At 72.1% G+C, this 23,093-nt stretch carries 20 protein-coding genes; 6 read left to right on the top strand and 14 right to left on the bottom strand.

All coding sequences use genetic code 11. The features are described 5' to 3' along the window. Positions 1 to 180: 180 nt before the first annotated feature. The 5 genes from OIE47_RS05670 to ftsY all read right to left on the bottom strand — a co-directional run bounded on the left by OIE47_RS05670 (position 181) and on the right by ftsY (position 6,546). The gene (locus OIE47_RS05670) at positions 181 to 2,454 is read right to left on the bottom strand and encodes a [protein-PII] uridylyltransferase (protein ID WP_326560435.1); all 2,274 of its coding nucleotides are present in this window, start codon (positions 2,452 to 2,454) and stop codon (positions 181 to 183) included. Between the two features lie 10 nt (positions 2,455 to 2,464). Then, entirely contained in the window at positions 2,465 to 2,803 is a 339-nt protein-coding gene (locus tag OIE47_RS05675; RefSeq protein WP_173041812.1) for a P-II family nitrogen regulator, read from the bottom strand. 25 nt (positions 2,804 to 2,828) lie between these two features. Beyond that, positions 2,829 to 4,223 carry an ammonium transporter gene (locus tag OIE47_RS05680; protein WP_326560436.1) on the bottom strand — a complete coding sequence of 465 codons (1,395 nt, stop codon included), beginning with the start codon at positions 4,221 to 4,223 and terminating at the stop codon, positions 2,829 to 2,831. 290 nt (positions 4,224 to 4,513) lie between these two features. Then, a complete protein-coding gene (locus OIE47_RS05685; protein WP_326560437.1) occupies positions 4,514 to 5,344 on the bottom strand; it encodes an aminoglycoside phosphotransferase family protein in 831 nt (276 codons plus the stop codon). Positions 5,345 to 5,349: 5 nt separating this feature from the next. Next, positions 5,350 to 6,546, bottom strand: coding sequence for a signal recognition particle-docking protein FtsY (ftsY, locus tag OIE47_RS05690; RefSeq protein WP_326560438.1), 1,197 nt, complete (start codon positions 6,544 to 6,546; stop codon positions 5,350 to 5,352). A 152-nt stretch (positions 6,547 to 6,698) separates the two neighbouring features. Here ftsY and OIE47_RS05695 point away from each other — a divergent pair, with 152 nt between their 5' ends. From OIE47_RS05695 to OIE47_RS05710, 4 genes are all read left to right on the top strand, one after another. Further along, positions 6,699 to 8,489, top strand: a complete 1,791-nt coding sequence (locus OIE47_RS05695; protein ID WP_326560439.1) for an alkaline phosphatase D family protein — start codon at positions 6,699 to 6,701, stop codon at positions 8,487 to 8,489. A gap of 129 nt (positions 8,490 to 8,618) precedes the next feature. Continuing rightward, positions 8,619 to 9,092, top strand: a complete 474-nt coding sequence (locus tag OIE47_RS05700) for a MarR family winged helix-turn-helix transcriptional regulator (RefSeq protein WP_326560440.1) — start codon at positions 8,619 to 8,621, stop codon at positions 9,090 to 9,092. Between the two features lie 205 nt (positions 9,093 to 9,297). After that, a complete protein-coding gene (locus OIE47_RS05705; protein ID WP_442792055.1) occupies positions 9,298 to 10,971 on the top strand; it encodes an MDR family MFS transporter in 1,674 nt (557 codons plus the stop codon). Then, a complete protein-coding gene (locus tag OIE47_RS05710) occupies positions 10,968 to 11,498 on the top strand; it encodes a universal stress protein (RefSeq protein ID WP_326560441.1) in 531 nt (176 codons plus the stop codon). The genes OIE47_RS05705 and OIE47_RS05710 overlap by 4 nt, the downstream gene beginning before the upstream one ends. A gap of 136 nt (positions 11,499 to 11,634) precedes the next feature. Here OIE47_RS05710 and OIE47_RS05715 read toward each other — a convergent pair whose 3' ends face one another. The 3 genes from OIE47_RS05715 to OIE47_RS05725 all read right to left on the bottom strand — a co-directional run bounded on the left by OIE47_RS05715 (position 11,635) and on the right by OIE47_RS05725 (position 16,411). Continuing rightward, positions 11,635 to 12,255 (bottom strand): HAD-IA family hydrolase, encoded by a 621-nt coding sequence (locus OIE47_RS05715; RefSeq protein ID WP_326560442.1) that lies wholly within the window; start codon positions 12,253 to 12,255, stop codon positions 11,635 to 11,637. After that, positions 12,255 to 15,833 (bottom strand): chromosome segregation protein SMC, encoded by a 3,579-nt coding sequence (gene smc, locus OIE47_RS05720; protein ID WP_326560443.1) that lies wholly within the window; start codon positions 15,831 to 15,833, stop codon positions 12,255 to 12,257. Before smc ends, OIE47_RS05715 begins: the two co-directional genes overlap by 1 nt. A 383-nt stretch (positions 15,834 to 16,216) precedes the next feature. Next, on the bottom strand, positions 16,217 to 16,411 hold the full coding sequence (locus tag OIE47_RS05725) for a hypothetical protein (protein ID WP_326560444.1): 195 nt from the start codon (positions 16,409 to 16,411) through the stop codon (positions 16,217 to 16,219). Between the two features lie 370 nt (positions 16,412 to 16,781). Between OIE47_RS05725 and OIE47_RS05730 the strand changes: the two genes are divergently transcribed. Together OIE47_RS05730 and OIE47_RS05735 are read left to right on the top strand one after the other, a co-directional pair. Further along, entirely contained in the window at positions 16,782 to 17,543 is a 762-nt protein-coding gene (locus OIE47_RS05730) for a CAP domain-containing protein (RefSeq protein ID WP_326560445.1), read from the top strand. A gap of 238 nt (positions 17,544 to 17,781) precedes the next feature. Beyond that, positions 17,782 to 18,570, top strand: coding sequence for an endo alpha-1,4 polygalactosaminidase (locus tag OIE47_RS05735; RefSeq protein WP_326560446.1), 789 nt, complete (start codon positions 17,782 to 17,784; stop codon positions 18,568 to 18,570). A gap of 31 nt (positions 18,571 to 18,601) precedes the next feature. Here the strand turns inward: OIE47_RS05735 and mutM are convergent, their stop codons facing one another. The 6 genes from mutM to OIE47_RS05765 all read right to left on the bottom strand — a co-directional run bounded on the left by mutM (position 18,602) and on the right by OIE47_RS05765 (position 22,971). Then, entirely contained in the window at positions 18,602 to 19,447 is an 846-nt protein-coding gene (mutM, locus tag OIE47_RS05740; protein ID WP_326560447.1) for a bifunctional DNA-formamidopyrimidine glycosylase/DNA-(apurinic or apyrimidinic site) lyase, read from the bottom strand. Between the two features lie 106 nt (positions 19,448 to 19,553). Next, a complete protein-coding gene (gene rnc, locus OIE47_RS05745) occupies positions 19,554 to 20,417 on the bottom strand; it encodes a ribonuclease III (RefSeq protein ID WP_326560448.1) in 864 nt (287 codons plus the stop codon). Next, entirely contained in the window at positions 20,414 to 21,460 is a 1,047-nt protein-coding gene (locus OIE47_RS05750) for a phosphate acyltransferase PlsX (RefSeq protein WP_326560449.1), read from the bottom strand. Before OIE47_RS05750 ends, rnc begins: the two co-directional genes overlap by 4 nt. Before the next feature lie 115 nt (positions 21,461 to 21,575). Next, positions 21,576 to 21,749 (bottom strand): 50S ribosomal protein L32, encoded by a 174-nt coding sequence (gene rpmF, locus OIE47_RS05755; protein ID WP_030335284.1) that lies wholly within the window; start codon positions 21,747 to 21,749, stop codon positions 21,576 to 21,578. 5 nt (positions 21,750 to 21,754) lie between these two features. Then, the gene (locus OIE47_RS05760; protein ID WP_326560451.1) at positions 21,755 to 22,318 is read right to left on the bottom strand and encodes a YceD family protein; all 564 of its coding nucleotides are present in this window, start codon (positions 22,316 to 22,318) and stop codon (positions 21,755 to 21,757) included. Between the two features lie 155 nt (positions 22,319 to 22,473). Continuing rightward, positions 22,474 to 22,971 (bottom strand): hypothetical protein, encoded by a 498-nt coding sequence (locus tag OIE47_RS05765; RefSeq protein WP_326560452.1) that lies wholly within the window; start codon positions 22,969 to 22,971, stop codon positions 22,474 to 22,476. Positions 22,972 to 23,093: the final 122 nt, after the last annotated feature.

Genomic DNA, 23,093 nt, shown 5'->3' on the forward strand with positions numbered 1-23,093 from the left:
ACCGGCAGCGACACTTCCGGCCAACGCTAGGGTAGCCGCCCGGCACCCCGGCCGCCGCGTCGCTGCCACCGGCCGCCGATCACCGCCGCCCCACCTCACCCGAAGCGCGCCTCTTGTAGAGAAAGAGGGGCTGTCGGGGCGCGAATAAGCCCTCTTTCTCTACAGAGGCGCCGGGGGGCGTCAAGGGGTGACGGCGGCGAGGACGGCGGCTTCGACGCGGTCACGTTCTGATTCGTCGGAGTAGTCGCCGACCAGGTAGAAGGCGTCGACCACGTCGCCGCCCAGGGTGGAGATCCTGGCGGCGCGGACGAGGGCGCCGGCCTCGTCCAGGGCGCTCGTCACCCGGTAGAGCAGGCCACCGGAGTCGGCGGCGCGCAGTTCGAGCACCACCGCGTCGGTGGCCGCCGCCCGGTGCCAGACCACCTTCGGGGCCGCGCCGCCGCCCCTGCTGGCCAGGGCCCGGCCGCGAAGGCGTTGGATCACCGACACGTCGCCGGTGACCGCGCGGCGCAGGTCGGCGCTGAGCGCGATCGGGTCGGGTGGGGTGCCGTACCGGGGCTGGACCTGGAACTCGACCAGCCCCCGGTCGGCGACCGTGCTCGCGTCGGCGGAGAGCACTTCGAGCCGGTGCAGGGCCAGGCAACCGGCGACCGCGGCGAGCAGGCCGCGCCGGTCGGCGGCGGCCACCGCCACCCGCGCCCCGTCCAGGTGTACGGCCGGCAGCGGCCCCTCCAGCAGCGCCGGATCCGGCGTCGGGGGGTCGGGCAGCTCACCGGTGTCCAGAGCGGTGTGCACCCTGCCGACCAGTTCGGCGATCAGCCGGGACTTCCAGTCCGACCAGGCGGCCGGGCCGGTGGCCTGGGCGTCGGCGCGGGCGAGCCCGTGCAGGAGGCTGAGGGTGTGGCTGTCGCCGACCGCTTCGGCCACGCCGGAGATCGTCACCGGGTCGCGCAGGTCCCGCCGGGTGGCCACCTCGGGGAGCAGCAGGTGCAGCCGGACCAGCTTCTCGATCAGGTCGACCTCGGCCGGCGGGAGGCCGATCCGGGCGGCGATCGAGGCGGCGATCGGGGCACCGACGGTGCTGTGGTCACCGGGCAGGCCCTTGCCGACGTCGTGCAGGAACGCGGCGAGCAGCAGCAGGTCGGGCCGTTCCACCTCGCGGGCGTACGCGGTCGCCTCGGCGGCGGCCTGGACCAGGTGCCGGTCGAGGGTGAACAGGTGCACCGGGTTGTGCTGGGGCAGGCTGCGCAGCCGGGGCCATTCCGGCAACCAGCCGTCGATCAGCCCGTACCGGTCGCAGGTTTCCCAGGTGGGCACCAGGCCGGGGCCGGCGCCGAGGAGGGTGATCAGGGCGGCCCGGGCCGCCGCCGGCCACGGGGTCGGCAGCGGCGGGCAGTACGCGGCAAGCCACTCGCAGGTGGCGCGGGCGATCGGCAGCCCGGTGCTGGCCGCGGCGGCGGCGACCCGCAGCGACAGGCTGGGATCGGGGCGGGCGCCGATCGCGGTCCGGGCGAGGACCAGTTCGCCGTCGTGTTCGACCACGTCACGGGCGACCGGGCGGCGCAGGAGCCGGCCGTCGGCGCCCCGGTTGTCGGGGCCGCGCAGCCGTCCGCTGCGGAGCCGGTCGGCGGACCGGAACGCGTCGGCGAGGGCGTGGCTGATCGTACGGGCGTCGCCGGCCACCCGGCGCAGCACCGCGTCGCCGTCGTCGAGCCCGAGCAGGGTGGCGACGGCGGCCCGTTCCTGCGCGACGAGGCGGTCGACCCGCCGGCCCCGGGACACGTGCAGTGCGTCGCGGGTGTCGAGCAGCCGCAGATGGGCGGCGCGTACGGCCGGTCGGAGGGCGTCGCTGATCCCGGCGTACGCGATGGCGCGCAGCAGGCCCACGTCGCGCAACCCGCCGGCGGCCTCCTTGAGGTCGCCTTCGAGCAGGAAGGCGAGTTCGCCGTGCGCCTTCCAGCGGGCGGCGGTCACCTGGTGCAGCACCGGCAACTGCCGCACGGCGGTACGCCGCCACTGGTCACCGGCGGCGGCGATGAGCTTGTTGCTGAGTGCCTCGTCACCGGCGACGTGCCGGGCGTCGAGGAGCCCGAGGGCGACCTTGACGTCGTCGTGCGCCACGGAGAGCGCCTCGGGGATGGTGCGGACCGAGTGGTCCAGGCCGAGCCGGGCGTCCCAGATCGGGTACCAGAGCGCGGCGGCGATCTCGTCCATGCCGGGCACGCCGTCGTGCACCAGCACCAGGTCGAGATCGCTGTACGGGGACAACTGCCGGCGGCCGAGACCGCCGACCGCGACCAGCGCCACCCCGGCCGGTACTGCCGGCATCAGTGTCACCAACCAGGCGTCGAGCGCCGCCGCACGCTGTTCGCGTGCGGCGGCGCCGATCCCGGCGGTGAGCAGCGGTGTTCCGTCGTCGGTCAGTCCGACTGCCGGCGGTGTTCCCCTGGTCATCGCCATATGCTCAGAGCGCGTCGAGGCCGCGCTCACCGGTCCGGACGCGGACGACATCCTCCACGGCCGTGACCCAGACCTTGCCGTCACCGATCTTGCCCGTACGGGCCGCCGTGACCACCGCGTCGACGACCTTCTCGACGTCGATCTCGTCGGTCAGCACCTCGACCCGGATCTTCGGCAGGAACTCCACGGTGTACTCGGCACCCCGGTACACCTCGGTGTGGCCCTTCTGCCGTCCGTACCCCTGGACCTCGCTGACGGTCAGGCCGGCCACGCCGAGGGCGTGCAGGGCCTCCTTCACCGCGTCCAGCTGGTACGGCTTGATGACCGCGGTCACCAGCTTCATGTCCAACCCCTCCATCACAGGAACGTTAACCGGCGACCTTTTCGCTGACCGGAGCGGCCGGCTCGGCCGTGGTGCTACCGGGAGTGCCGATCCCGGCCATGGCGAACGCACCGCCACCGCCGCTACCGCCACCGGTGGAGAGGTCGTAGCCGGCCTCAGCGTGCTCCGCGATGTCGATCCCGTCGACCTCGGCCTCGGACTTGACCCGGAAGCCGATGGTCTTCTCGATCACGAAGGCCAGCACCCAGGCGATGGCGAACGACCATACCGTGACGACCAGGCCGGCGAGAGCCTGCCGACCGAGCTGGGTCGCGCCGCCGCCGTAGAAGAGACCGTCGGAGCCGCCCACCACATCGCTGATCGCGGCGTTGACCGAGTTGGTGGCGAACAGGCCGAGCCAGAGCGACCCGATCCAGCCACCGACGAAGTGCACGCCGACCACGTCGAGCGAGTCGTCGAAGCCGAGCTTGTACTTCAGGCCGACCGCGAGGGCGCAGACCACACCGGCGACGATGCCGAGCAGCACGGATGCCCAGGGAGCGATGAAACCACAGGCCGGGGTGATCGCGACCAGGCCGGCGATGGCACCGGAGGAGGCACCGACCATGGTCGGCTTGCCATCCTTGATCCACTCGACCACGATCCAGCCGAGCACCGCCGCGGCGGTGGCGAGCTGGGTGTTGATGAAGGCCAGACCTGCGACCGAGTCCACGGTCAGTTCGGAGCCGGCGTTGAAGCCGAACCAGCCGAACCAGAGCAGCCCGGCACCGAGCGCCACCAGCGGGATGTTGTGCGGCTTCATGCCCTCCTTGGGCCAGCCGAGCCGCTTGCCGAGCACCAGAGCCACGGCGAGCGCAGCCGCACCGGCGTTGATGTGCACTGCCGTACCACCGGCGAAGTCGAGCGCGTGGATCTTGGCGCCGATGAAACCGCCGCCCCACACCCAGTGCGCCACCGGGAAGTAGACCAGGGTCGCCCAGCCGAAGGCGAAGAGCAGCCAGCCGCCGAACTTGGCCCGGTCGGAGATGGCGCCGCTGATCAGCGCGACGGTGATCACCGCGAAGACCATCTGGAAGGCCATGAACACGTAGAGCGGGACGCCGATGCCGCTGGGGTTCTCCGCGGTCGCGCCCCAGAGGTCGGTCTCCGCGAGGAACGTCTTGGTACCGAGGTAGGCACCGGGATCGCCCCAGAGCCCGTTCACGTCGGCCCCGAAGGCGACGCTGAATCCGTAGAACCACCACAGAATCGAGATGAGCCCGATAGCCGAGAAGCTCATCATCATCATGTTAAGTACGCCCTTGGACCGGTTCAGGCCGCCGTAGAACAGCGCCAGTCCGGGTGTCATGAGCAGCACGAGCGCCGTCGAAACCAGCAGCCACGTAGTGTTGGCGCCGTCGATCGTCGGTGCTTCAGGCACGCTGGCCTCCTATAAGTGAGTTTCCTCCCCTCGAAAGCTCCGATTCGTGCCGGGCACTGTCCCGCTGCCCTTGCTGCCCGAGCCGAAACTTCCACCGACCCAGGGGCAGCGCCGCCCGTGCGCCGGTTGGGCGGAAGCTTCCCGGCCGGCTGTTTCACCCAGGGTCTCCACCGCGTTTCCGGGCCGTGACCAGTTGTTTCGTACGTGTGAAGAAAGTCTCACAGTCGATAGAACGGGTGGGGGCATATCAGCCGAAAGGCGCGCCGGAGGTATACGGAAAGCGACACGGGTCAACGGAGCGCGTACTCCAGGGTGTGCCGTTCGTAATCCAGCAGGCGGAGATCGCGCATCGGACGCCGCAGATGGCCCTTGTGCACTATCCGTACGAACGCCGGCTCGCCCGCCGCCGCCATCCGACGGATCCCCTCGACATGGTCGACGATCCGCTTACGGATGGTCCGCACCAACCGGTGCCGGTCCCGTGGGATCAGACCGTACGCGTCCGCGAACAACCGCAGCCGGCGGGGCCGGTTCGGCCGCTTCCACCCCAGCGTGTACGAGTCCCGGTCGGAGAAGAGCGGCACCCAGGTCCAGGCCGCGTACGCCACGTCGTAGATCCGGGCACCCGGTGAGGCCAGGTCGAAGTCGATCAGCGCGAGGGTCCCGTCCGGGCGCCAGATCACGTTGTGCGGGGCGGCGTCGTGGTGGCAGATCACCTCGGTGTCCGGCGGCGGCGGCCCGAACGACCGCCAGACCGCGCCGGTGACCGGGGCGAAGCCGTACTGCGCGTCGTGGAACATCCGGAGCATCGTGGCGACGGTGACCAGCGCCTCGTCGGTCACCCAGTGCGGGGCGAGCGGGTACTCCCCGCACTCCCCCTCCAGGTAGGACAGCACCTCCCGGTTGCGCTCGTCCATCCCGAGCGCGCGGGGCGAGCCGGTGAACCCGACGTACTCCAGGTGCCGCAGCAGCGCGTGCACCGAGGGCGTCCACGGCCCGGCGTTGCGCCGGACGGTGTCACCGACCCGTACGACGGTGCTCACGTTCCCGCCGTGCAGTGGAATTTCCTGCGAAGTCACGTACGGTCTCCCGATGCGCGGCGGCGGTTCACGGTAGGCCACCGAGGTTACGCCTCGGCGCCCAGCGGATCGGCGCCGATGAGCGCGTCGACGAACTGCGCGGGGTCGAACGGGGCCAGATCGTCCGGGCCCTCGCCCAGGCCGACCAGCTTGACCGGCAGGCCGAGCTTGCGCTGTACGGCGATCACGATCCCGCCCTTGGCGGTGCCGTCGAGCTTGGTCAGCACCACCCCGGTCACGTCGACCACCTCCATGAACACCCGGGCCTGCTCCAGCCCGTTCTGCCCCGTGGTGGCGTCCAGTACGAGCAGCGTCTCGTCGACCGGGCCGTGCTTCTCCACCACCCGCTTGACCTTGCCCAGCTCGTCCATCAGGCCGACCTTGTTCTGCAACCGCCCCGCGGTGTCGATCAGTACGGTGTCCACCCCGAGTTCGATACCCCGGCGGACCGCGTCGAACGCCACACTCGCCGGATCGGCTCCCTCCGGCCCCCGGACCACCTCGGCACCCACCCGGCCGCCCCAGGTGGTGAGCTGTTCCGCGGCGGCGGCCCGGAACGTGTCCGCGGCACCGAGCAGCACCGTACGACCGTCCGCGACCAGCACCCGGGCGATCTTGCCGCAGGTGGTGGTCTTGCCGGCGCCGTTGACCCCGACCACCAGCACCACACCGGGGGTGCCGTCGTGCGCGGTGGCCCGCAGTGCCCGGTCCATCCCCGGATCGAGCGCGTTGACCAGTTCGACCGCGAGCAGGGTGCGCAGGTCACGCGCCGTACGGGTGCCGAGCACCGCGGTCCGCTCGCGCAACCGGTCGACGATCTCCCGGGTGGCGTCCACGCCGACGTCGGCGGTGATCAGCGCGTCCTCGATCTCCTCCCAGACCTCCTCGTCGAGGTGGTCCCGGCTGAGCAGGGTGAGCAGTCCCTTGCCGAAGACGTTCTGCGAGCGGGACAGCCGGGTCCGCAGCCGGACCAGCCGGCCGGCGGTCGGTTCCGGGCGTTCCAGCGTCGGTGCCGGTTCGGCCGGCGGCGCCACCGGTGCCGGTGGCGCGGTCGCCGTGTCGGTGACCTGCCCTTCCGTGACTTCCGGTGCCTCCGGGGTGATCACGCCGGTGGGGCGGGTAGACACGCTCGTCTCGGGCGGCAGCGGCGGCTCGGGCCGCCGACGCAGCCGCGGCACCACCAGGCCGACGGTGCCGAGCAGCAGCACACCTAGCAGGATCAGCGCGAGAACGAGGTACTCCATGCGGGAATCCTGACAGATGCCGGCTCGGCCGGCCCAGCCGCCGCTCCCGATGGGCGCGACGGAGATCACCGGTACCCTCCGGCGAAACCCGGATGGCGGTGGGACCCGCCGGGTAGCAAGGATGGGTTCACCCACCCCTCGGAGGTCCAACGATGCCCGAAAGTCGGTTGCTGATCGGCCCGCTGCTGCGCCGCGTGGTCGGCACCCGCGCCACCGTCTGGGTGGAGACGAGCTCACCCGCCGTCGCCCGGGTCCGGACCGCGTCCGGCGCCAGCGGTACGGCCGCCACGTTCACCGCCTTCGACCACCACTACGCGCTGGTGGTCGTGGAGGGGCTGACGCCGGGCAGCGCCGAACCGTACGAGGTGTGGCTCGACGACGAGCTGGTCTGGCCGCAGCCCGAGTCGAAGTACCCGCCGAGCCTGATCCGTACCCGGGGCGACGACGAGACCGACCCGGTGCACCTGATCTTCGGCTCGTGCCGGGAGACCACCCAGCACGCGACCGCCCGCCGACTGCCGCCGGACGCCCTCGACGCGTACGCCCGGCGGTTGATGGCCAGCGGGGACGCGGCGGCCGACCTGCCCGACCTGATGGTGCTCCTCGGCGACCAGGTGTACGCGGACCAGACCTCGCCTACGGTCCGCAAGCTGCTCAGCCGCCGCCGGCACCGGCCGCACGGCGCCCCGGCCGACCAGGTGGTCAGCTTCGACGAGTACACCAAGCTCTACCTGGAGTCCTGGCGCGACCCGGAGATCCGCTGGCTGCTGGCGACCGTGCCGAGCGTGATGATGTTCGACGACCACGAGATCATCGACGACTGGAACACCTCGGCGCGCTGGCGGGCCGAGGTACGCGAAGAGCCCTGGTGGAACGAGCGGATCGCCAGTGGGATCGCCTCCTACTGGGTCTACCAGCACCTCGGCAACCTCGACCCGGACGAGGTCGCGGCCGACCCCGTCTACGCCAAGGTCATCGCCGCCGAGGATGCCACCTCGGTCCTGCGGGAGTTCGGCGAGCAGGTGGACGCGCACGTGTCCGAGGCCGCCGGCCACACCACGGGGGGCGTGGCCGGTGGCGACCCGCTCGGCGGGCCGGTACGGGTCGGGCGCTACCAGTGGAGCTACGGCCTCGACATCGGCCGGACCCGGCTGGTGATGCTGGACAACCGGTGCGGCCGGGTGCTGGACCGGTCCCGGCGGTCGATGCTCTCGCCCGAGGAGTGGGCCTGGTTCGTCGACCGGGCCCACGGCCGGTACGACCACCTGGTGGTCGGTTCGTCGCTGCCCTGGCTGCTCCCGCCCGCCGTACACCACGTCGAGTCGTGGAACGAGCGGCTCGCCGACTCCCGCCGCCCCCGGGTGGCCGCGTTCGCCGAGCGGCTGCGCCGGGCCTTCGACCTGGAGCACTGGGCCGCCTTCGACCGGTCGTTCGAGTCCCTGGCCGCCCTCTTCGCCCGGATCGGGACCGGCCGGACCGAGGATGCCGGTGCCGACGGTGGTGACGCCCCGGCGCTGGTCGGGGCGGGTCCGGCGTACCCGGCACCGGCGTCGATCAGCGTGCTCTCCGGCGACGTGCACCACTCGTACGTCGCCCGGGCGCGGTTCACCGACGAGGTGAAGACCCCCGTACACCAGTTGACCTGTTCGCCGATCCACAACCAGGTGCCCGCGTTCATGCGCCCGCTGCTGAAGCTGGGGTGGCACCCCGGCCCGAGCGGGGCGGCGCGGGCGCTGGCCCGTACCGCCGGGGTGCGGCGGCCGGGGGTGCGCTGGCGGCGGCTGACCGGGCCGTACTTCGGCAACGCGATCAGCAGCCTGCGGCACACCGGCCCGGCGGCCGAGGTGGTGATCGAGGGCACCGGCAAGGACGGGGTCCTGCGGGTGGTCGGCCACCAGCACCTCGCCCGGCCGACGGAGGCCGCCGGCCCGAGCCGGTCGTAGGCTGATCAGGGCGGTTTCCGCCGACGGACGGTGGGCGGGCGGCGTGCGACGTGCCCGACCCGCCCCGGTCCGCGATCCGGTGGAGATCGGTGACCGGCGGACGGGGTGATCCTCCGGGGAGGGAGATCGGTGGCGGGCGAGCGGGGCGACGGGGACGGCAGCCGGGACACGGCCGAGCCGGAACCGCTGCGTGCGGTCGAGCACGAGCTGACCGTGCTGTTGCGCCGGGCCCGGGCGGTCTCCTGGGAGGTGGCCCGGGAGGTGCACCCGCGCCTGGAGCCGAACGCGTACGGGCTGCTGCTCCTGCTGTTCCGGTCCGGTCCGACCCGGCTGACCGACCTGGCGGCGGAGCTGGGCATCGGCAAGGGCACGCTCAGCCGGCAGATCGCCGCCCTGGCGGAACTGGGCCTGGTACGGCGGCAACCCGACCCGGTGGACGGGCGCGCCGCCCTGCTCGACCTGACCGAGGAGGGGCAGCGCCGGTTCGCCGACGCCCGCCGTGCCCGGCAGGAGCAGTTGCACCGGGCCCTGGCCGGTTGGCCCACCGCCGACCAGGTCGAGTTCGCCCGGTTGCTGTCCCGGTACAACGCCGAGTCCCGCTGAACCGTCCGGGCCTGCCGGCCGGCTCCCGCTGCCGGCTGGGAACGACCACCGGCGACAGCCGCCCCCGCTGCCGGACTGACCGATCACACTTCCCCGGCTTTAGTTGCCTGGGGCAACTAGTTCTGCCTAGCGTGGGGTACGGCAACCAACCGGCGGGCGACGGCGGAACCCGCCGGGGAGAGCTATCCGCCGAAGGAACCACTCCATGACCCAGGCAACCGAGCCGGCGGTCCCGGCATCCGATCCGAGCGCGGACGCGGCTCCCGGAACCCCGATGACCCACCGGCAGATCCTCGAAGCCCTCTCCGGGCTGCTGCTCGGCATGTTCGTGGCGATCCTGTCGTCGACGGTGGTCTCGAACGCCCTCCCCCGGATCATCTCCGAGCTGCACGGCACCGAGTCGTCGTACACCTGGGTGGTCACCGCGACGCTGCTGGCGCTCACCGCGACCACGCCGATCTGGGGCAAGCTCGCCGACCTCACCAGCAAGAAGATGCTGGTCCAGCTCGCCCTGGTGATCTACGTCCTCGGCTCGGTGCTGGCCGGTCTGGCCCAGACCACCGGCGAACTGATCGCCTGCCGGGCCGTGCAGGGCGTCGGCGCCGGGGGCCTCACCGCGCTCGCCCAGATCATCCTGGCCGCGATGATCGCGCCCCGGCAGCGCGGCCGGTACAGCGGCTACCTCGGCGCGGTCCTCGCCCTCGGCACCATCGGCGGACCGCTGATCGGCGGCGTCATCGTCGACACCTCGTGGCTCGGCTGGCGCTGGTGCTTCTACGTCGGGGTGCCGTTCGCGGTGGCCGCGATCGTGGTGCTGCAGAAGACCCTGAACCTCCCGGTGGTCACCCGCAAGGTCAAGATCGACTACCTCGGCGCGACGCTGATCGCCGCATCGGTCTCGCTGCTGCTCATCTGGGTCTCACTCGCCGGCAACAGCTTCGCCTGGCTGGCCTGGCAGACCCCGGTGATGGTGCTCGGCGCGGTCGCCCTCGGCGCCCTCGCCCTGCTGGTCGAGTCCCGGGCCACCGAGCCGATCATCCCGCTGCACCTGTTCCGCTCCCGGACCGTCACCCTGGCCACCCTCGCCAGCGTCGCGGTCGGCGTGGCCATCTACGGCGCCTCCGTCTTCCTCGGCCAGTACTTCCAGATCAGCCGGGGCGAGAGCCCCACCCGGGCCGGGCTGATGACCCTGCCGATGATCCTCGGACTGCTCGTCGCCTCGACCCTCACCGGACGCCTGATCACCCGTACCGGGCGGTGGAAGCGTTACCTGGTCAGCGGCGCGGTCCTGCTCACCGTCGGTTTCGCCCTGATGGGCACGATCCGCGCCGACACCAGCTTCCCGCTGATGAGCGTTTACATGGCCGTGCTGGGTATCGGACTCGGCATGACCATGCAGAACCTGGTACTCGCGGTCCAGAACACGGTCCCGGTCCGCGAACTCGGCGCGGCCAGCTCCCTGGTCGCGTTCTCCCGCAGCCTGGGCGGCGCGGTCGGGGTCTCCGCGCTCGGTGCGCTACTCGGACACCGGGTCGCCGGCTACCTAGCCGACGGGTTCGGCAACCTCGGGGTGGCCGCACCCGACAGCGGTGGCGCGATCCCGAACGTGGCCACCCTGCCCGGCCCGATCCGTGCCGTCGTGGAGATCGCGTACGGTCACGGAGCAGGCGATATCTTCCTGACCGCGGCACCCTTCGCGCTGATCACCCTGGTCGCGGTCATCTTCATCAAGGAGGTCCCGTTGCGTCAGCAGAGCGGCACCGACCCGTCCGGCACGGGCACACCCGGGCCCGGCGGCCAGCACCGGCCGGGAACCCACGAGTCCGGCGGCCAGCTCCGTCCGGGGACGGCCACCGCCGCGCCGGGAGCGGTCCGATGACCGTCGAACCCGCCGACCAACCGGCGTACGACCCGCCCCGGACCGAGCAGCCCGACCGGGTACGGTACGGCCCGGCCACCGCCCCGTCACCGTTCGAACGCGGTACGGACGGCCCGAAGGTGGTGCTCGCCGGGGTCGACGGTTCGGTCACCTCGATGCGGGCGGTCGCGTACGCCGCCGGCCTGGCCCGCCGGCAGAACAGCGAACTGGTGGTGGTCTTCGTGGCCGCCCCGTCCGTACTCGCCGGACTGACACCGGGGATCGGCAGCCAGGTGCAGGACGCCCTGGACGAGCTGGGCGCCGAGCTGCGTCACGAGGTCGGCAGCGCCGCCGAGGAACTGGGTGTACCGCTGACCTTCCTCGGCCGCCGCGGTGACCCGTACGCCGAACTGCGTACGGTCGCCGACGAGATGCGGGCCGACATGGTCGTGGTCGGTGCCTCCACCCAGGCCGGTCACCGCCTGGTCGGCTCGATCGCCACCCGCCTGGTCAAATCCGGCCACTGGCCCGTAACCGTCGTCCCGTAGTCCCCGCGCCCCCTCCCCCGCCTGGCGCCTCTTGTAGAGAAAGAGTGGTAATTCCGGCCCGGATTGCCACTCTTTCTCTACAGGAGGCCCCTGCGCGGACGCGGCAGCGCGGCGCAGGGGGAGGGCGACGCAGGGGTCAGGGGGTGAGGGCGGCGCGGAGGTAGGGGAGGTCGGCGGGGCTGGTCCAGCGGTGGGCCGGCAGGCCGGCGGCACGGGCTCCGCGTACGGAGCGGTCGTCGTCGTCCACGAACAGAACCCGGCGGGGCGGGGTGGCGAGCGCCTCGCAGGCGGTACGGAAGTACTCGGGAGCCGGCTTGTGCACCCCGAGTACGGACGAGTTGAGGACCAGGTCCACCTCGTCCACCAGGTTCAGCTCGGCCAGATCCGCGTCGAGCCGGTCGGTGGCGTTGGTTGCCAGTCCAACCCGTACGCCGCCCGCGCGCACCTCCCGGACGAACGCGAGGACCTCCTGGTCGACCTCGCCCCGGTACGCCTGCCACTGGTCGACGGCGGCCAGCGCCCGCTCCCGGCTGCCGGCCGGTTCGGCCAGCGCGTCCGCTACCCCGGCCATCCAGTCCAGGTGACTGATCTGACCGGTGACCGCCGGCTGGAGCAGAGACCAGCGCATCGCGGTGTCGAGCAGCGCGCCGGCCGGGAGGCCGAACTCCCGCTCCACCGCCTCGTTGACCGCCGGATCCCACCGTCGCAGTACCCCGTCGAGGTCGACCAGCAGTGCCGTCGCCTTTTCCCGAGCCATCAGTCCTCTTCCCTGCTGAGCCGCTGGCTGATCACCTCGGTGACCCCGTTGCGCATGGTGACGCCGTACAGCGCGTCGGCCACTTCCATGGTGCGCTTCTGGTGGGTGATGATAATGAGCTGGCTCTTCTCCCTGAGCTGCGCCATCAGGGTGATCAGGCGACCGAGGTTGACGTCGTCGAGCGCCGCCTCCACCTCGTCCATGATGTAGAACGGGCTGGGCCGGGCGCGGAAGATCGCCACCAGCATGGCGACGGCGGTCAGCGACCGCTCCCCGCCGGAGAGCAGCGACAACCGCTTGATCTTCTTGCCGGGCGGGCGGGCCTCGACCTCGACGCCGGTGGTGAGCAGGTCGTCCGGCTCGGTGAGGATCAGCCGTCCCTCGCCGCCGGGGAAGAGGACGGTGAAGACCTGCTCGAACTCGCGGGCGGTGTCGGCGAACGCGCTGGCGAAGACCTCGAGGATCCGGTCGTCCACGTCCTTGACCACGGTGAGCAGGTCACGGCGGGTGGCCTTGAGGTCTTCGAGCTGCTCGGAGAGGAACTTGAACCGCTCTTCGAGGGCGGCGAACTCCTCCAGGGCGAGCGGGTTGACCTTGCCCAGCAGGGCCAGTTCCCGTTCGGCCTTGGCGGCCCGCTTCTCCTGCACCGGGCGCTCGAACGGCACCGGCTCGGGCACCGGCGTACCGTCCCGCTCGGCCATGGCTACGTCCGCCGGGGTGGGCGGGACCAGCTGCTGCGGTCCGTACTCGCTGATCAGCGTCTCCACGTCGAGGGCGAAGTCCTCGGCGGCCTTGATTTCGAGCTGCTCGATCCGCATCCGTTGTTCGGCTCGGGCCACCTCGTCCCGGTGCACCGCGCTGGTCAGCCGCTCGAGGTCGGCGCCGAGCCGCTTGGCCGCGCCCCGTACCTCCTGCAGCTCTGCCTCGCGGGAGGCGCGGGCGCGGGCGACCTCGTCGCGGGTCCGCTCGGCGGCGGTGAGGGAGGCCACCACCCGGGTGAGCGCCTCGCGGGCGCCGTACTCGACCGCGCGGGCGATCCCGGCCCCACGGGTACGCGCGGCCCGGCGGGCGGCGGCCCGCTCGCGGGCGGCCCGTTCGGCGTTCGCCTGCCGGACCAGGGAGTCGGCCCGGCCGGCGATGGCGGCGACCCGTTCCTCGGCGGTACGGACGGCGAGCCGGACCTCCATCTCGTTCTGCCGGGCGGGCGGCAGGTAGCGGGCGAGTTCGTCGCGTTCCTCGGTGGACGGTTCGGCGTCGATCGGGGTGACCTCGGCCAGCCGCAGCCGCTCCTCCAACTCGGCGAGCCCGGCGAGGTCCTGGTCGCGGGCCTCTTCGGCCTTGGCCCGGGACTGACCCAGCCGGTCGGTTTCGGCCTTGGCGGAGCGGGCGGCGGCGCCGAGTTCGGCGAGCCGGCGGGCGGCGGCGTTGCGCTGGCCCTCGGCCTCCCGCTTGACGGCCGCGGCGGCGGTGACGGCGTCCTTGCGTTCGGCCACCTCGGCTCGGGCGTCGGCGAGCTGGCCGGTGAGTTCGGCGATGGTCGCCTCGGCGGTGAGCCGGTTGGTCCGGGCCTCCTCGACGGCGGCCTGGACCTCGATGAAACTCGGTGCCTTGGCCGAGCCGCCGGCCGCGGCGTAGGCGCCGACCACGTCACCGTCCGGGGTGACCGCGCGCAGCTCCGGGTTCGCGCCGACCAGCCGGGTCGCCGCCTCAAGGTCGTCGACGAGTACGACGTCACGCAGCGCCCGGTGCACCGCCGGGCGGATCTCCTCCGGGGCGCCGACCAGGTCGGGCGCCCAGCGGGCACCGTCGGGCAGGGCGGGGCGGAGCGCGTCCAGTGAGCCGATCATGCCGGGTCCGGCGGCACCGCCGACCAGGAGACTGGCCCGGCCGGCGTCCTGGATCTTGAGCAGCCGCATCGCCTCGGCTGCCTCGTCCACCCCGCTGACCGCGACCGCGTCGGCGAGCGCACCGAGCGCGGCGGCCAGCGCGGCCTCGTTTCCCGGCGCGACGGTCAGCATCCCGGCCAGCCCGCCGAGCAGCCCAGGCACCTGGTCGGCGCGGGCCAGCAGCGCCCCGGCACCGTCCTTGCGGCGCAGCCCCATGGCCAGCGCCTCCTCGCGCGCCTTCCAGGTCGCCGCGTCCTTCTCTGCCCGGCGCTCGGCATCCGACAGCGCCCGTACGGTCGCGTTCGCGGCCTCGTGCGCGGCCTGCGCCTCGGCGTGCCGGGCGTCGAGGTCGACGTTGTCCCGCTCGGCCGCGGTCGACTGGGCGGCCACCGCGTCCACCTCGGCCTGTGCCCGTTCCGCCCGCCCCTGGGCGTCGGTGTGCGCGGCGGCCAACCGGGCGATCTCCTCTGCCGCGGTCCCGGTACGGGCCCGCGCCGAGTTGACCTGACCGGTGAGCCGGGCCAGCCCCTCCCGCCGGTCGGCGATCGCCTTGGCGGCGGTGACCAGCGCCCGTTCCGCCTCGGCGAGCTGCCGTTCGAGCTGCTGGCGGTTCTCCACCGCCTCGGCCAGGCGGATCTGGTCGTCGGTGAGGGCGGCGCGCAGTTCCGCCTCGTGCTCCCGGACCGTCTCCGCCTCGGCGGCGAGCTGGTCCGGGTCCCGGCCGGGTCGTTCGTCGTCCGGGGTGGCGCTCAGGTGCCGGAGCCGTTCCCGGGCGAGCTGTTCGGTGGAGCGGAACCGCTCCTGCAACGCGGAGAGCTTGTACCAGGTCTCCTGGGCCCGGGTGAGCAGCGGCGCGTCCTCGGCGAGCGCCTCCTCCAGTTCACCGAGGCGCCGCTGGACCTCGGTGTGCTCCGCCTCGACCTGCTCCCGCCGGTCCCGCAGGGCGGCCTCGTCGGCGATCTCCTTGTCCAGGGTCGTACGCAGGGTGGCGAGGTCGTCGGCGAGCAGCCGCAGCCGGGCGTCACGCAGGTTGGACTGGATCGCGGCGGCCCGGCGGGCCACCTCGGCCTGCCGGCCCAGGGGCTTGAGCTGGCGGCGCAACTCGGCGGTCAGGTCGTTGAGCCGGTTGAGGTTGGTCTGCATCGCGTCCAGCTTGCGCAGCGCCTTTTCCTTGCGCTTGCGATGCTTCAGTACGCCGGCCGCCTCCTCGATGAACGCGCGCCGGTCCTCCGGCTTGGCGTGCAGTACGGCGTCGAGCTGGCCCTGTCCGACGATGACGTGCATCTCTCGCCCGATGCCGGAGTCGGAGAGAAGTTCCTGGATGTCGAGCAACCGGCAGGAGTTGCCGTTGATCTCGTACTCGCTCTCGCCGGAGCGGAACATCCGACGGGTGATCGACACCTCGGTGTAGTCGATCGGCAGGGCACCGTCGGTATTGTCGATGGTGAGTGTCACCTCGGCCCGGCCCAGTGGCGCCCGACCGGCGGTGCCGGCGAAGATGACGTCCTCCATCTTGCCGCCCCGCAGCGCCTTGGCGCTGTGCTCGCCGAGCACCCAGGCGATGGCGTCGACGACGTTCGACTTGCCGGAGCCGTTCGGGCCCACCACACAGGTGATGCCCGGTTCCAGCCGGAGCGTCGTCGCGGAGGCGAAGGACTTGAAACCCTTCACCGTCAGGCTCTTCAGATACACGTTGCCGATCCTCGTCCGACGTGAGCGCCGGTCTGTCGGGCAGCCGTACCGAGCATCCGGCCACCGGGACTCGTCACCACCGCGGTCGTCGGGGCCGGCCGGCCGCTCCCGGCTGCGGGGACCTGGTCAACCCGCAGCGTAACCCGAACCGGTGTGTCGGCCGACGCGGCACACGCTCCCGAGCGCGTCGGATGCCTGGCAGCGGCCCTCCGGGTGGACCATCACCGGAGTACGCCGTCACGGACGGTGATTTTCGCCCGGTGAGGTGCACGACTCTTTCCGGACAAAAAGATGCGCGCCGCCACAAATGTGTCGGCGCGCGGTCGGTGCTGGTGCGTTTCAGCCGTACAGGCGGTGGACGCCGGTCCCCGGCGTCCGCACGCTCAGGTCAGTGCCGGTTCGGCGAGCCGCAGCAGGTCGTCTGCCTCGGACACCGCCGCTTCGAGCCGATCATTGTCGGCACGCAACCGGGTGATCTCGAACTCGAGTGCCTGAACCCTGGAACGCAGTCGGGTGACCTCGTCGAGCAGGCGCCGGTCGGGCGCCGCACCAACGTGGCCGTAGAGGGCCTTCGCCATATTGCGTCTCCTTGTAATGCGCTGCCGGAAAGGCCGGCCAACGCGCGCCCAACTCGTTCGCGACTACCTACCCGCAGGAACACGCGGGCATGCCTGGGCGCGACTGGCGACACCTATATAGTGTGCCGATGTCCCCTGTCTCGTCAAGTTGGACGGGGCGCAGATCACTCTCATGTCAACCGGTTTGCTTGCCGAGGGTCGCCGCGAGGCACGAACAAAGATCACTGTTCGGACCTTTGAAGTTTAACTCCACCTGGTCATCCGGCCACCACCCGCTGTCTTAGATCTTCCTTAGCCACGTTGCCCGGCCGACCCGCCCCGCGTAGCGTCCGCACCGGCCCACCCCCAGAACCGAGCCGGAGGCGTACGCGTGCAGGGGCGAACCGAACGGAGAGCCCACGGCGGCGGCAGGGCGCAGCGGCACTCGGCACCGGAGAACTTCACCGGCCGGCACCGCGACCCGCGCCGGCTGCCCGGCCCGGTCGGCGTGGCCACCGCGGTCACCCTGCTGCTGGTCATGTTCGGGGTCGGCGCGGCGGTGATGCCGATCGGCCTCGCCAGCGCACCCGACGCGGCCCCGACCGGCGAACCGGTCACCGAGGCCGTCGGCGTCGGCATCCTCGGTGCGGCACCCACCCCGACCACCGCCAGCCCCTCCCCGAGCGCCCGACGGACCACCCCGCCACCGGCCCGCCCCACCCCGTCCCGTACGCCGAGCAGGGCGCCGAAGGCGACCAGCGGGGGCGCGGACAGCCGGGAGGCGCAGGTGGTCGAGATCGTCAACCAGGAGCGGGCGGCGAACGGCTGCTCCTCCGTCTCCATGAACAACAAGCTGGCCGAGGCGGCCCGACTGCACAGCGAGGACCAGGCCGCCCACGACAAGATGTCGCACGACGGCAGCGACGGCAGCTCGTTCGTCGACCGGGCCAAGGAGGCCGGGTACAACAACCCGATGAGCGAGAACGTCGCCATGGGGTACGCCTCGCCGACCGCCGTGATGGACGGCTGGATGAACAGCCAGGGCCACCGGACCAACATCCTCAACTGCGACGCCAAGGCGATCGGAGTCGGCATCGCGGCCAACTCCGCCGGCCGGCTCTACTGGACCCAGATGTTCGGCACGGTGGCCTGACCCGATCCGCCGTTGTTCCGATCCGAGGGCATGACCCGTGCCGTACCGGGGGTTGGGTCGTTGGGCACAACGAGGGGGTGTGCTGCTCTTGACAACCGCGGCCCACTGATCCGTGCCCGGGCGGGCACCCGGACCCAGGTTCCGACCGCGACAACGGGCCGGAACCGGACACCTCGCCGCCCAGCCACCGCCGGTGCCGGTCACCGGGGCCTGCTCGCCCCGCTGTGCACTCCTGCTGGTGATCCTCGTTCTGCTGGTGCCGGCGCTGGCCGGGTGCGTACCGCAGTGGGCCCGGCCGGTGCCGATCCCGCCGTGGCCGCTCGGCCCCACCCCCACCTGGCAGTGGCAGTTACGTGGTGAGTTCGACCCGAACGTCGACGCCGAGGTGTTCGTGCTCGACGCCTTCCGTACCCCGGTCGAGGACGTACGCCGGCTGCGCGAACGCGACCGGCGGGCGGTCTGCCACGTGAACGTCGGGACGTACGAGCGCGAGCGGCCGGACGCGGACCGGTTCCCGGAGACCCTGATCGGCGCACCGGTCGACGGGGCCGACGAGCGGTGGCTCGACATCCGGCAGTGGTCGGCCCTCGAACCGGTGATCGCCGACCGGTTCCGGTTGTGCTACGGCAAGGGCTTCACCGCGGTCATGCCGGCGAACATGGACGGCTACGCCCGGGAGTCCGGTTTCCCGCTCACCTTCGACGACCAGCTCGTGTTCAACCGCCGGCTGGCCGCGCTGGCCCGCTCGACGAAACTGTCACCGGGGCTGACCAACGACCTCGAACAGGTGGTGGCGCTGGAGCCGTACTTCGACTTCGCGGTCAACGAGGAGTGCTTCCGCCGGGCCGAGTGCGACCAGTTGCTGCCGTTCGTCGAGACCCGCAAACCGGTCTTCCAGGTCGAGTACGAGTCCCTGGCCGACGACTTCTGCACCGCCGCCCAGGGCTACGGGTTCGCCACCATCCGCAAGGAACGCGACCTCACCGCCTGGCGGGAACTCTGCCCCGCCGTCCCCGTCGCCCGCTGACCGGCCCTGCCCAACGCCGACCGGCCCGTGCCTAGCCCCGGGGGCGGGGCTGGCAGCGGGGGCAGCTGTACGACGAGCGGTTCATGAACGACTCCCGCCGGATCGCCGCCCCGCACCGGTGACAGGGCAACCCCTCCCGGCCGTACGCGTTCAGCGACCGGTCGAAGTAGCCGCTCTCCCCGTTCACGTTCACGTACAGGGCGTCGAAGCTGGTCCCGCCGGCCGTCAGGGCCTCGCCGAGGACGTCCCGGATGTGCCCGAGCAGCCGGCGCGCGGCCGGTGCGGTGAGCGCGTCCGCCGGGCGGGCGCCGTGCAGCTTGGCCCGCCAGAGCGCCTCGTCGGCGTAGATGTTGCCGACCCCGGAGATCAACGTCTGGTCCAGCAGGGCCCGCTTGATCTCGGTGCGCTTACGGCGCAGCGCGGTCACGAACCCCTCGTCGGAGAAGGACGGGTCGATCGGGTCCCGGGCGATGTGCGCGATCTCGGCCGGGAGGCTCGCGCCGCCCTCGGAGACCGACAGGCCGCCGAAGGTGCGTTGGTCGACGAAGCGCAGCTCCGGACCGTCGTCGTCGAAACCGAACCGGATCCGCAGGTGGGTCTCGTCCGGCGTCTGCGCCGGCTGCAGCAACAACTGCCCGGACATGCCCAGATGTCCGATCACCGCGTCACCGCTGTCCAGCGGGAGCCACAGGTACTTGCCCCGCCGGCACGCGTCGACCACGGTCCTACCCGCGAGCACGGCCGCGAAGTGCGCGTCACCGGCCACGTGCCGGCGGATGGCGCGCGGGTGACGGACCTCGACGGTGGCGATTCGTCGACCGGTGACCCACTTGGCCAGGCCCTGCCGGACCGTCTCCACCTCGGGCAGCTCAGGCACTTCGTCACCTCACTCGGATACGCCGGGGGCACCGGCTCGGGCACACCGCAACCAACGCCTCCGGTATGCCGGATGCTTCCTCACGGCCTGCGGGAATCGAGCGTACTCAGCGGGCGTCGCCGGTGCCGTCGACCTGTCCGGCGGTGTCCGGTTCCGCCTCGGGCGGGTCCAGCACGCCGGCTCCGGTGGCGGGCCCCGCCGGTACGTCGACCGGTGCGCCGTCGGCCGCCGGGTCCTCGGTCGCCGGTTCGTCGGGTTCGGCCGGCTCGGACAGGATCCGCCAGGCCGCCTCGGCGGCCCGCTGCTCGGCTTCCTTCTTGCTCCGGCCGTCCGCGCCGCCGTACCGCCGGCCGGCGACCACCACCCAGGCGGTGAACGTCTTCGCGTGGTCCGGACCGGTGTCGTCGATCCGGTACTCCGGGACGCCGAGGCCCAGCGCCGCGGTCAACTCCTGGAGGCTGGTCTTCCAGTCCAGGGCGGCCCCGCGACCGGCCGACTCCGCCATCAGCGGGTCGAACAGGCGGTGGATCACGATCCCGGCCGTGTCCAGCCCGTACTGGAGGTAGATCGCGCCGAGCAGGGCCTCCAGGGTGTCGGCCAGGATGCTCGCCTTGTCCCGGCCACCGGTCGTCTCCTCGCCCTTGCCCAGCAGCAGGTACGGGCCGAGCCCCTCCGGACCGAGTCCACGGGCCACGTCGGCCAGCGCCCGCATGTTCACCACGCTGGCGCGCAGCTTGGCGAGCTGCCCCTCGGGCAGGTCCGGGTGGTTGTGGAAGAGCGCCGCGGTGATGACCACACCGAGCACCGAGTCGCCCAGGAACTCCAGGCGCTCGTTGGTCGGGAGCCCACCGTTCTCGTACGCGAACGAGCGGTGGGTCAGCGCCCGCTCCAGCAGCTCCGGGTCGAGGCTGACGCCGAACGCGGCCTCCAGGTACCCGATCGGTGCGCGACGGCGCTTGTCGTTGGTCATCCGGTTACCTCGGTGTCGGTCATGGGAGTCTCCTCGGTCCGGTCGTCTGCGCCATGACCGGTACGGCCGGTCGCCGTACTCCGCTCGGTTGTACGGCCGTCCCGGGTGTGGTCGGCGAGCAGCCCGGAGATCGCCGCGGTCGCACCGCGACGGTGCAGGTGGGCGGCGAGTGCGATCCCGGAGGCGAGATCGTCGTCGCGCGCCGCGCCATGGCAGACGACGACCGTACCGGCCACACCGAGCAGGGCGGCGGCCCGGGGCGCCCCTCCGCTGGCCGGGGGCCCGCCGGCCATCGCGTACGCGCCCTCGATGCCCTTGAGCAGGATGTTGCCGGTGAATCCGTCGGTGACGACCACGTCGGCCCGGTTGCCGACGGCGACGTCGTACCCCTCGACGAGGCCGACGTAGTGCGCGCCCGGCGGCAGGGCGGCCAGGGCGAGCACCGGGTCGGCGGCCCGTCGGGCCCGGTCCCCCTTGCCCGCCTCGGTGCCGACGGAGAGCAGCCCGATCCGGGGCTCGGCCACCCCGTGCACCACGGCGGCGTAGGCGGCGCCGAGCACCGCGTGCCGGGCCAGGGTGCCCGGTCGGGCCTCGAGTGAGCCACCGACGTCGAGCAGGACGACCGGCCCGCCGAGGGCCGGCAGGGTGGCCACCAGTGCCGGACGGCGTACGTCCGGCCAGCGGCCGAACCCGAGTACGGCGGCGGTGACGGTGGCGCCCGTGGCACCGGCGGAGACAACCGCGTCGGCGGTCCCCTCGACCACCGCGGCGACCGCCGCCCGGACGGTGGTGTCGGCCCGGCTCACCCGCCTCGGGTCGTCGCCCATCGCGACCCCGTGCCGGACCGGTCGGACGGAGATCCGGTCCCGGTCAGCCGGGTGCAGAACGCCCAACAGCTCGTCGGCCGCCTCAGGCGGGCCGACGAGCAGCAGGTGCAGGTCGGGGTCGGCGCCGAACGCCCGCAGAGCGCCGTCAACCACGACGGCGGGAGCTCCGTCCCCGCCGAGGAGGTCGACGGCGATCCGCACGGTGCCCGGCTCCACGGGAACGCCGGCCGTCACAATACGGCCGGCGCCGGCGGGAGCCGGTGCACCGGGCAGTCGCCAGGGCGTGGGCGCAACCCGACCCGGGGTCGGGAGCGTCACTCGGATGCCGGTGTCAGACCTCGAGGACCTGGCGGCCGTTGTAGGTGCCACAGACGCTGCACGCGGCGTGCGGCAGCTTCGGCGACTTGCACTGCGGGCACGCCACGGTCGCGACCACCGTGGCCTTCCAGTTCGCCCGGCGGGACCGGGTGTTGCTGCGCGACATCTTGCGCTTCGGGACGGCCACGGTTCCTACTCCTCTTTACGGGTCAGTTGCGTCAGGCCCGCCCAGCGCGGGTCGATCTGCTGGTGGCTGTGGTCAGCCGGCAGATCGTCCCAGTGCACCCCACAATCGGTGCACAGTCCCGGGCAGTCCTCTCGGCACAGCGGGTTCGTCGGTAGTGCGAGCACCACCGCGTCCCGCAGCGCCGGCTCCAGGTCGATCAGGTCGCCCTGCATGCGGCCCACCTCGTCCTCCTCGGTCGTCTCGTCCGTGGTGCTGTTCGCGTACGCGTACAGCTCCTGGATCGTGACGACCACGGAGTCGTCGATCTGGCGCAGGCAGCGACCACACTCGCCCTGCACGGCCCCGGAGACGGTCCCGGAGACGTATACGCCCTCGGACACCGACTGGAGGCTCAGGTCGAGACTCAGGTCCGTGCCCTCCGGCACGCCGACCATCTCCACGCCGAGGTCCGCCGGCGCCTTTACCACCCGCGTGACCGTACGCAACGCACCAGGCCGACGCGGCAGTTCCCTCGTGTCGAGGACCAGCGGCGACCTGGGATCGAGTTGGCTTGGCGTGTGTTTGGGCATAATCAGACTCCGGCCTGTTGGAGGCCGACGAAACAGGTTACCTGGGCGGCGGCCCGGGCGTCGAACCGGGGCACCGGGAAGCGCACTCCACGCTCATCGGCCCGCCGTAGCCCGGCGGTTCCCCCCGCCCGTTCGTCGGTCGGTGATGGTGACGATCAGAACGGCAGCGGGCGTTCGCTCTCCTCGCCGGCGAAAGTGCCGATCTCGCGCAGAGCGTGCATCTTGTCCCGGCCCCGCTCGATCGAGGCGAGCGCGCGGGTGAGGAACTGTTCGAAGTTCGCCAGCGCCGTGTCCACGTAATCGTCCACCTCGGCGCGCAGCCGCTGCGACTCGGCCCGCGCCTCGGCGATGATCCGGGCGCCCTCGTGCTCGGCCGAGACGGTGATCTCGTTCACCGAGACGAGGCGGGCGTGTTCCGCCTCACCCTCGCTGATGATCCGGTCCGCCTCGCGCTTACCGGCATCCATGATGTTGTCCCGCTCGTCGAGCAGGGCGGCTGCCCGGCGCAGGTCGGTCGGGAGGTCGGCGCGCAGCTCGTCGAGAGCCGCGATGAAGTCCGCCCGGTCGACCATGCAGTTGGTGCGCGACATCGGGACGGAGCGTGCCGTCTCCACGATGTTGATGAGTTCGTCGATGCGGTCGAGCGGGTCCACCGGTACCTCACTCCTGTCGTTCGTCTGCCGACCTACATGATGCGGCGTCCAACCGGGTTGCTGCTCAACCAATGATGCGGTGCCCGGGGGACGAGGGGACCAAACTGCCCGGCGTGGCGCGG

The organism is Micromonospora sp. NBC_01796 (genome assembly GCF_035917455.1).
Classification (GTDB): Bacteria; Actinomycetota; Actinomycetes; order Mycobacteriales; family Micromonosporaceae; genus Micromonospora_G.

Bases quoted from the DNA above. Each gene is read 5' to 3' on its own strand.
- OIE47_RS05670 (WP_326560435.1), bottom strand. From the start codon at position 2,454: ATGACCAGGGGAACACCGCCGGCAGTCGGACTGACCGACGACGGAACA.
- OIE47_RS05675 (WP_173041812.1), bottom strand. From the start codon at position 2,803: ATGAAGCTGGTGACCGCGGTCATCAAGCCGTACCAGCTGGACGCGGTG.
- ftsY (WP_326560438.1), bottom strand. From the start codon at position 6,546: ATGGAGTACCTCGTTCTCGCGCTGATCCTGCTAGGTGTGCTGCTGCTC.
- OIE47_RS05695 (WP_326560439.1), top strand. From the start codon at position 6,699: ATGCCCGAAAGTCGGTTGCTGATCGGCCCGCTGCTGCGCCGCGTGGTC.
- OIE47_RS05705 (WP_442792055.1), top strand. From the start codon at position 9,298: ATGACCCAGGCAACCGAGCCGGCGGTCCCGGCATCCGATCCGAGCGCG.
- OIE47_RS05710 (WP_326560441.1), top strand. From the start codon at position 10,968: ATGACCGTCGAACCCGCCGACCAACCGGCGTACGACCCGCCCCGGACC.
- OIE47_RS05715 (WP_326560442.1), bottom strand. From the start codon at position 12,255: ATGGCTCGGGAAAAGGCGACGGCACTGCTGGTCGACCTCGACGGGGTA.
- OIE47_RS05725 (WP_326560444.1), bottom strand. From the start codon at position 16,411: ATGGCGAAGGCCCTCTACGGCCACGTTGGTGCGGCGCCCGACCGGCGC.
- rnc (WP_326560448.1), bottom strand. From the start codon at position 20,417: ATGACCAACGACAAGCGCCGTCGCGCACCGATCGGGTACCTGGAGGCC.
- OIE47_RS05760 (WP_326560451.1), bottom strand. From the start codon at position 22,318: ATGCCCAAACACACGCCAAGCCAACTCGATCCCAGGTCGCCGCTGGTC.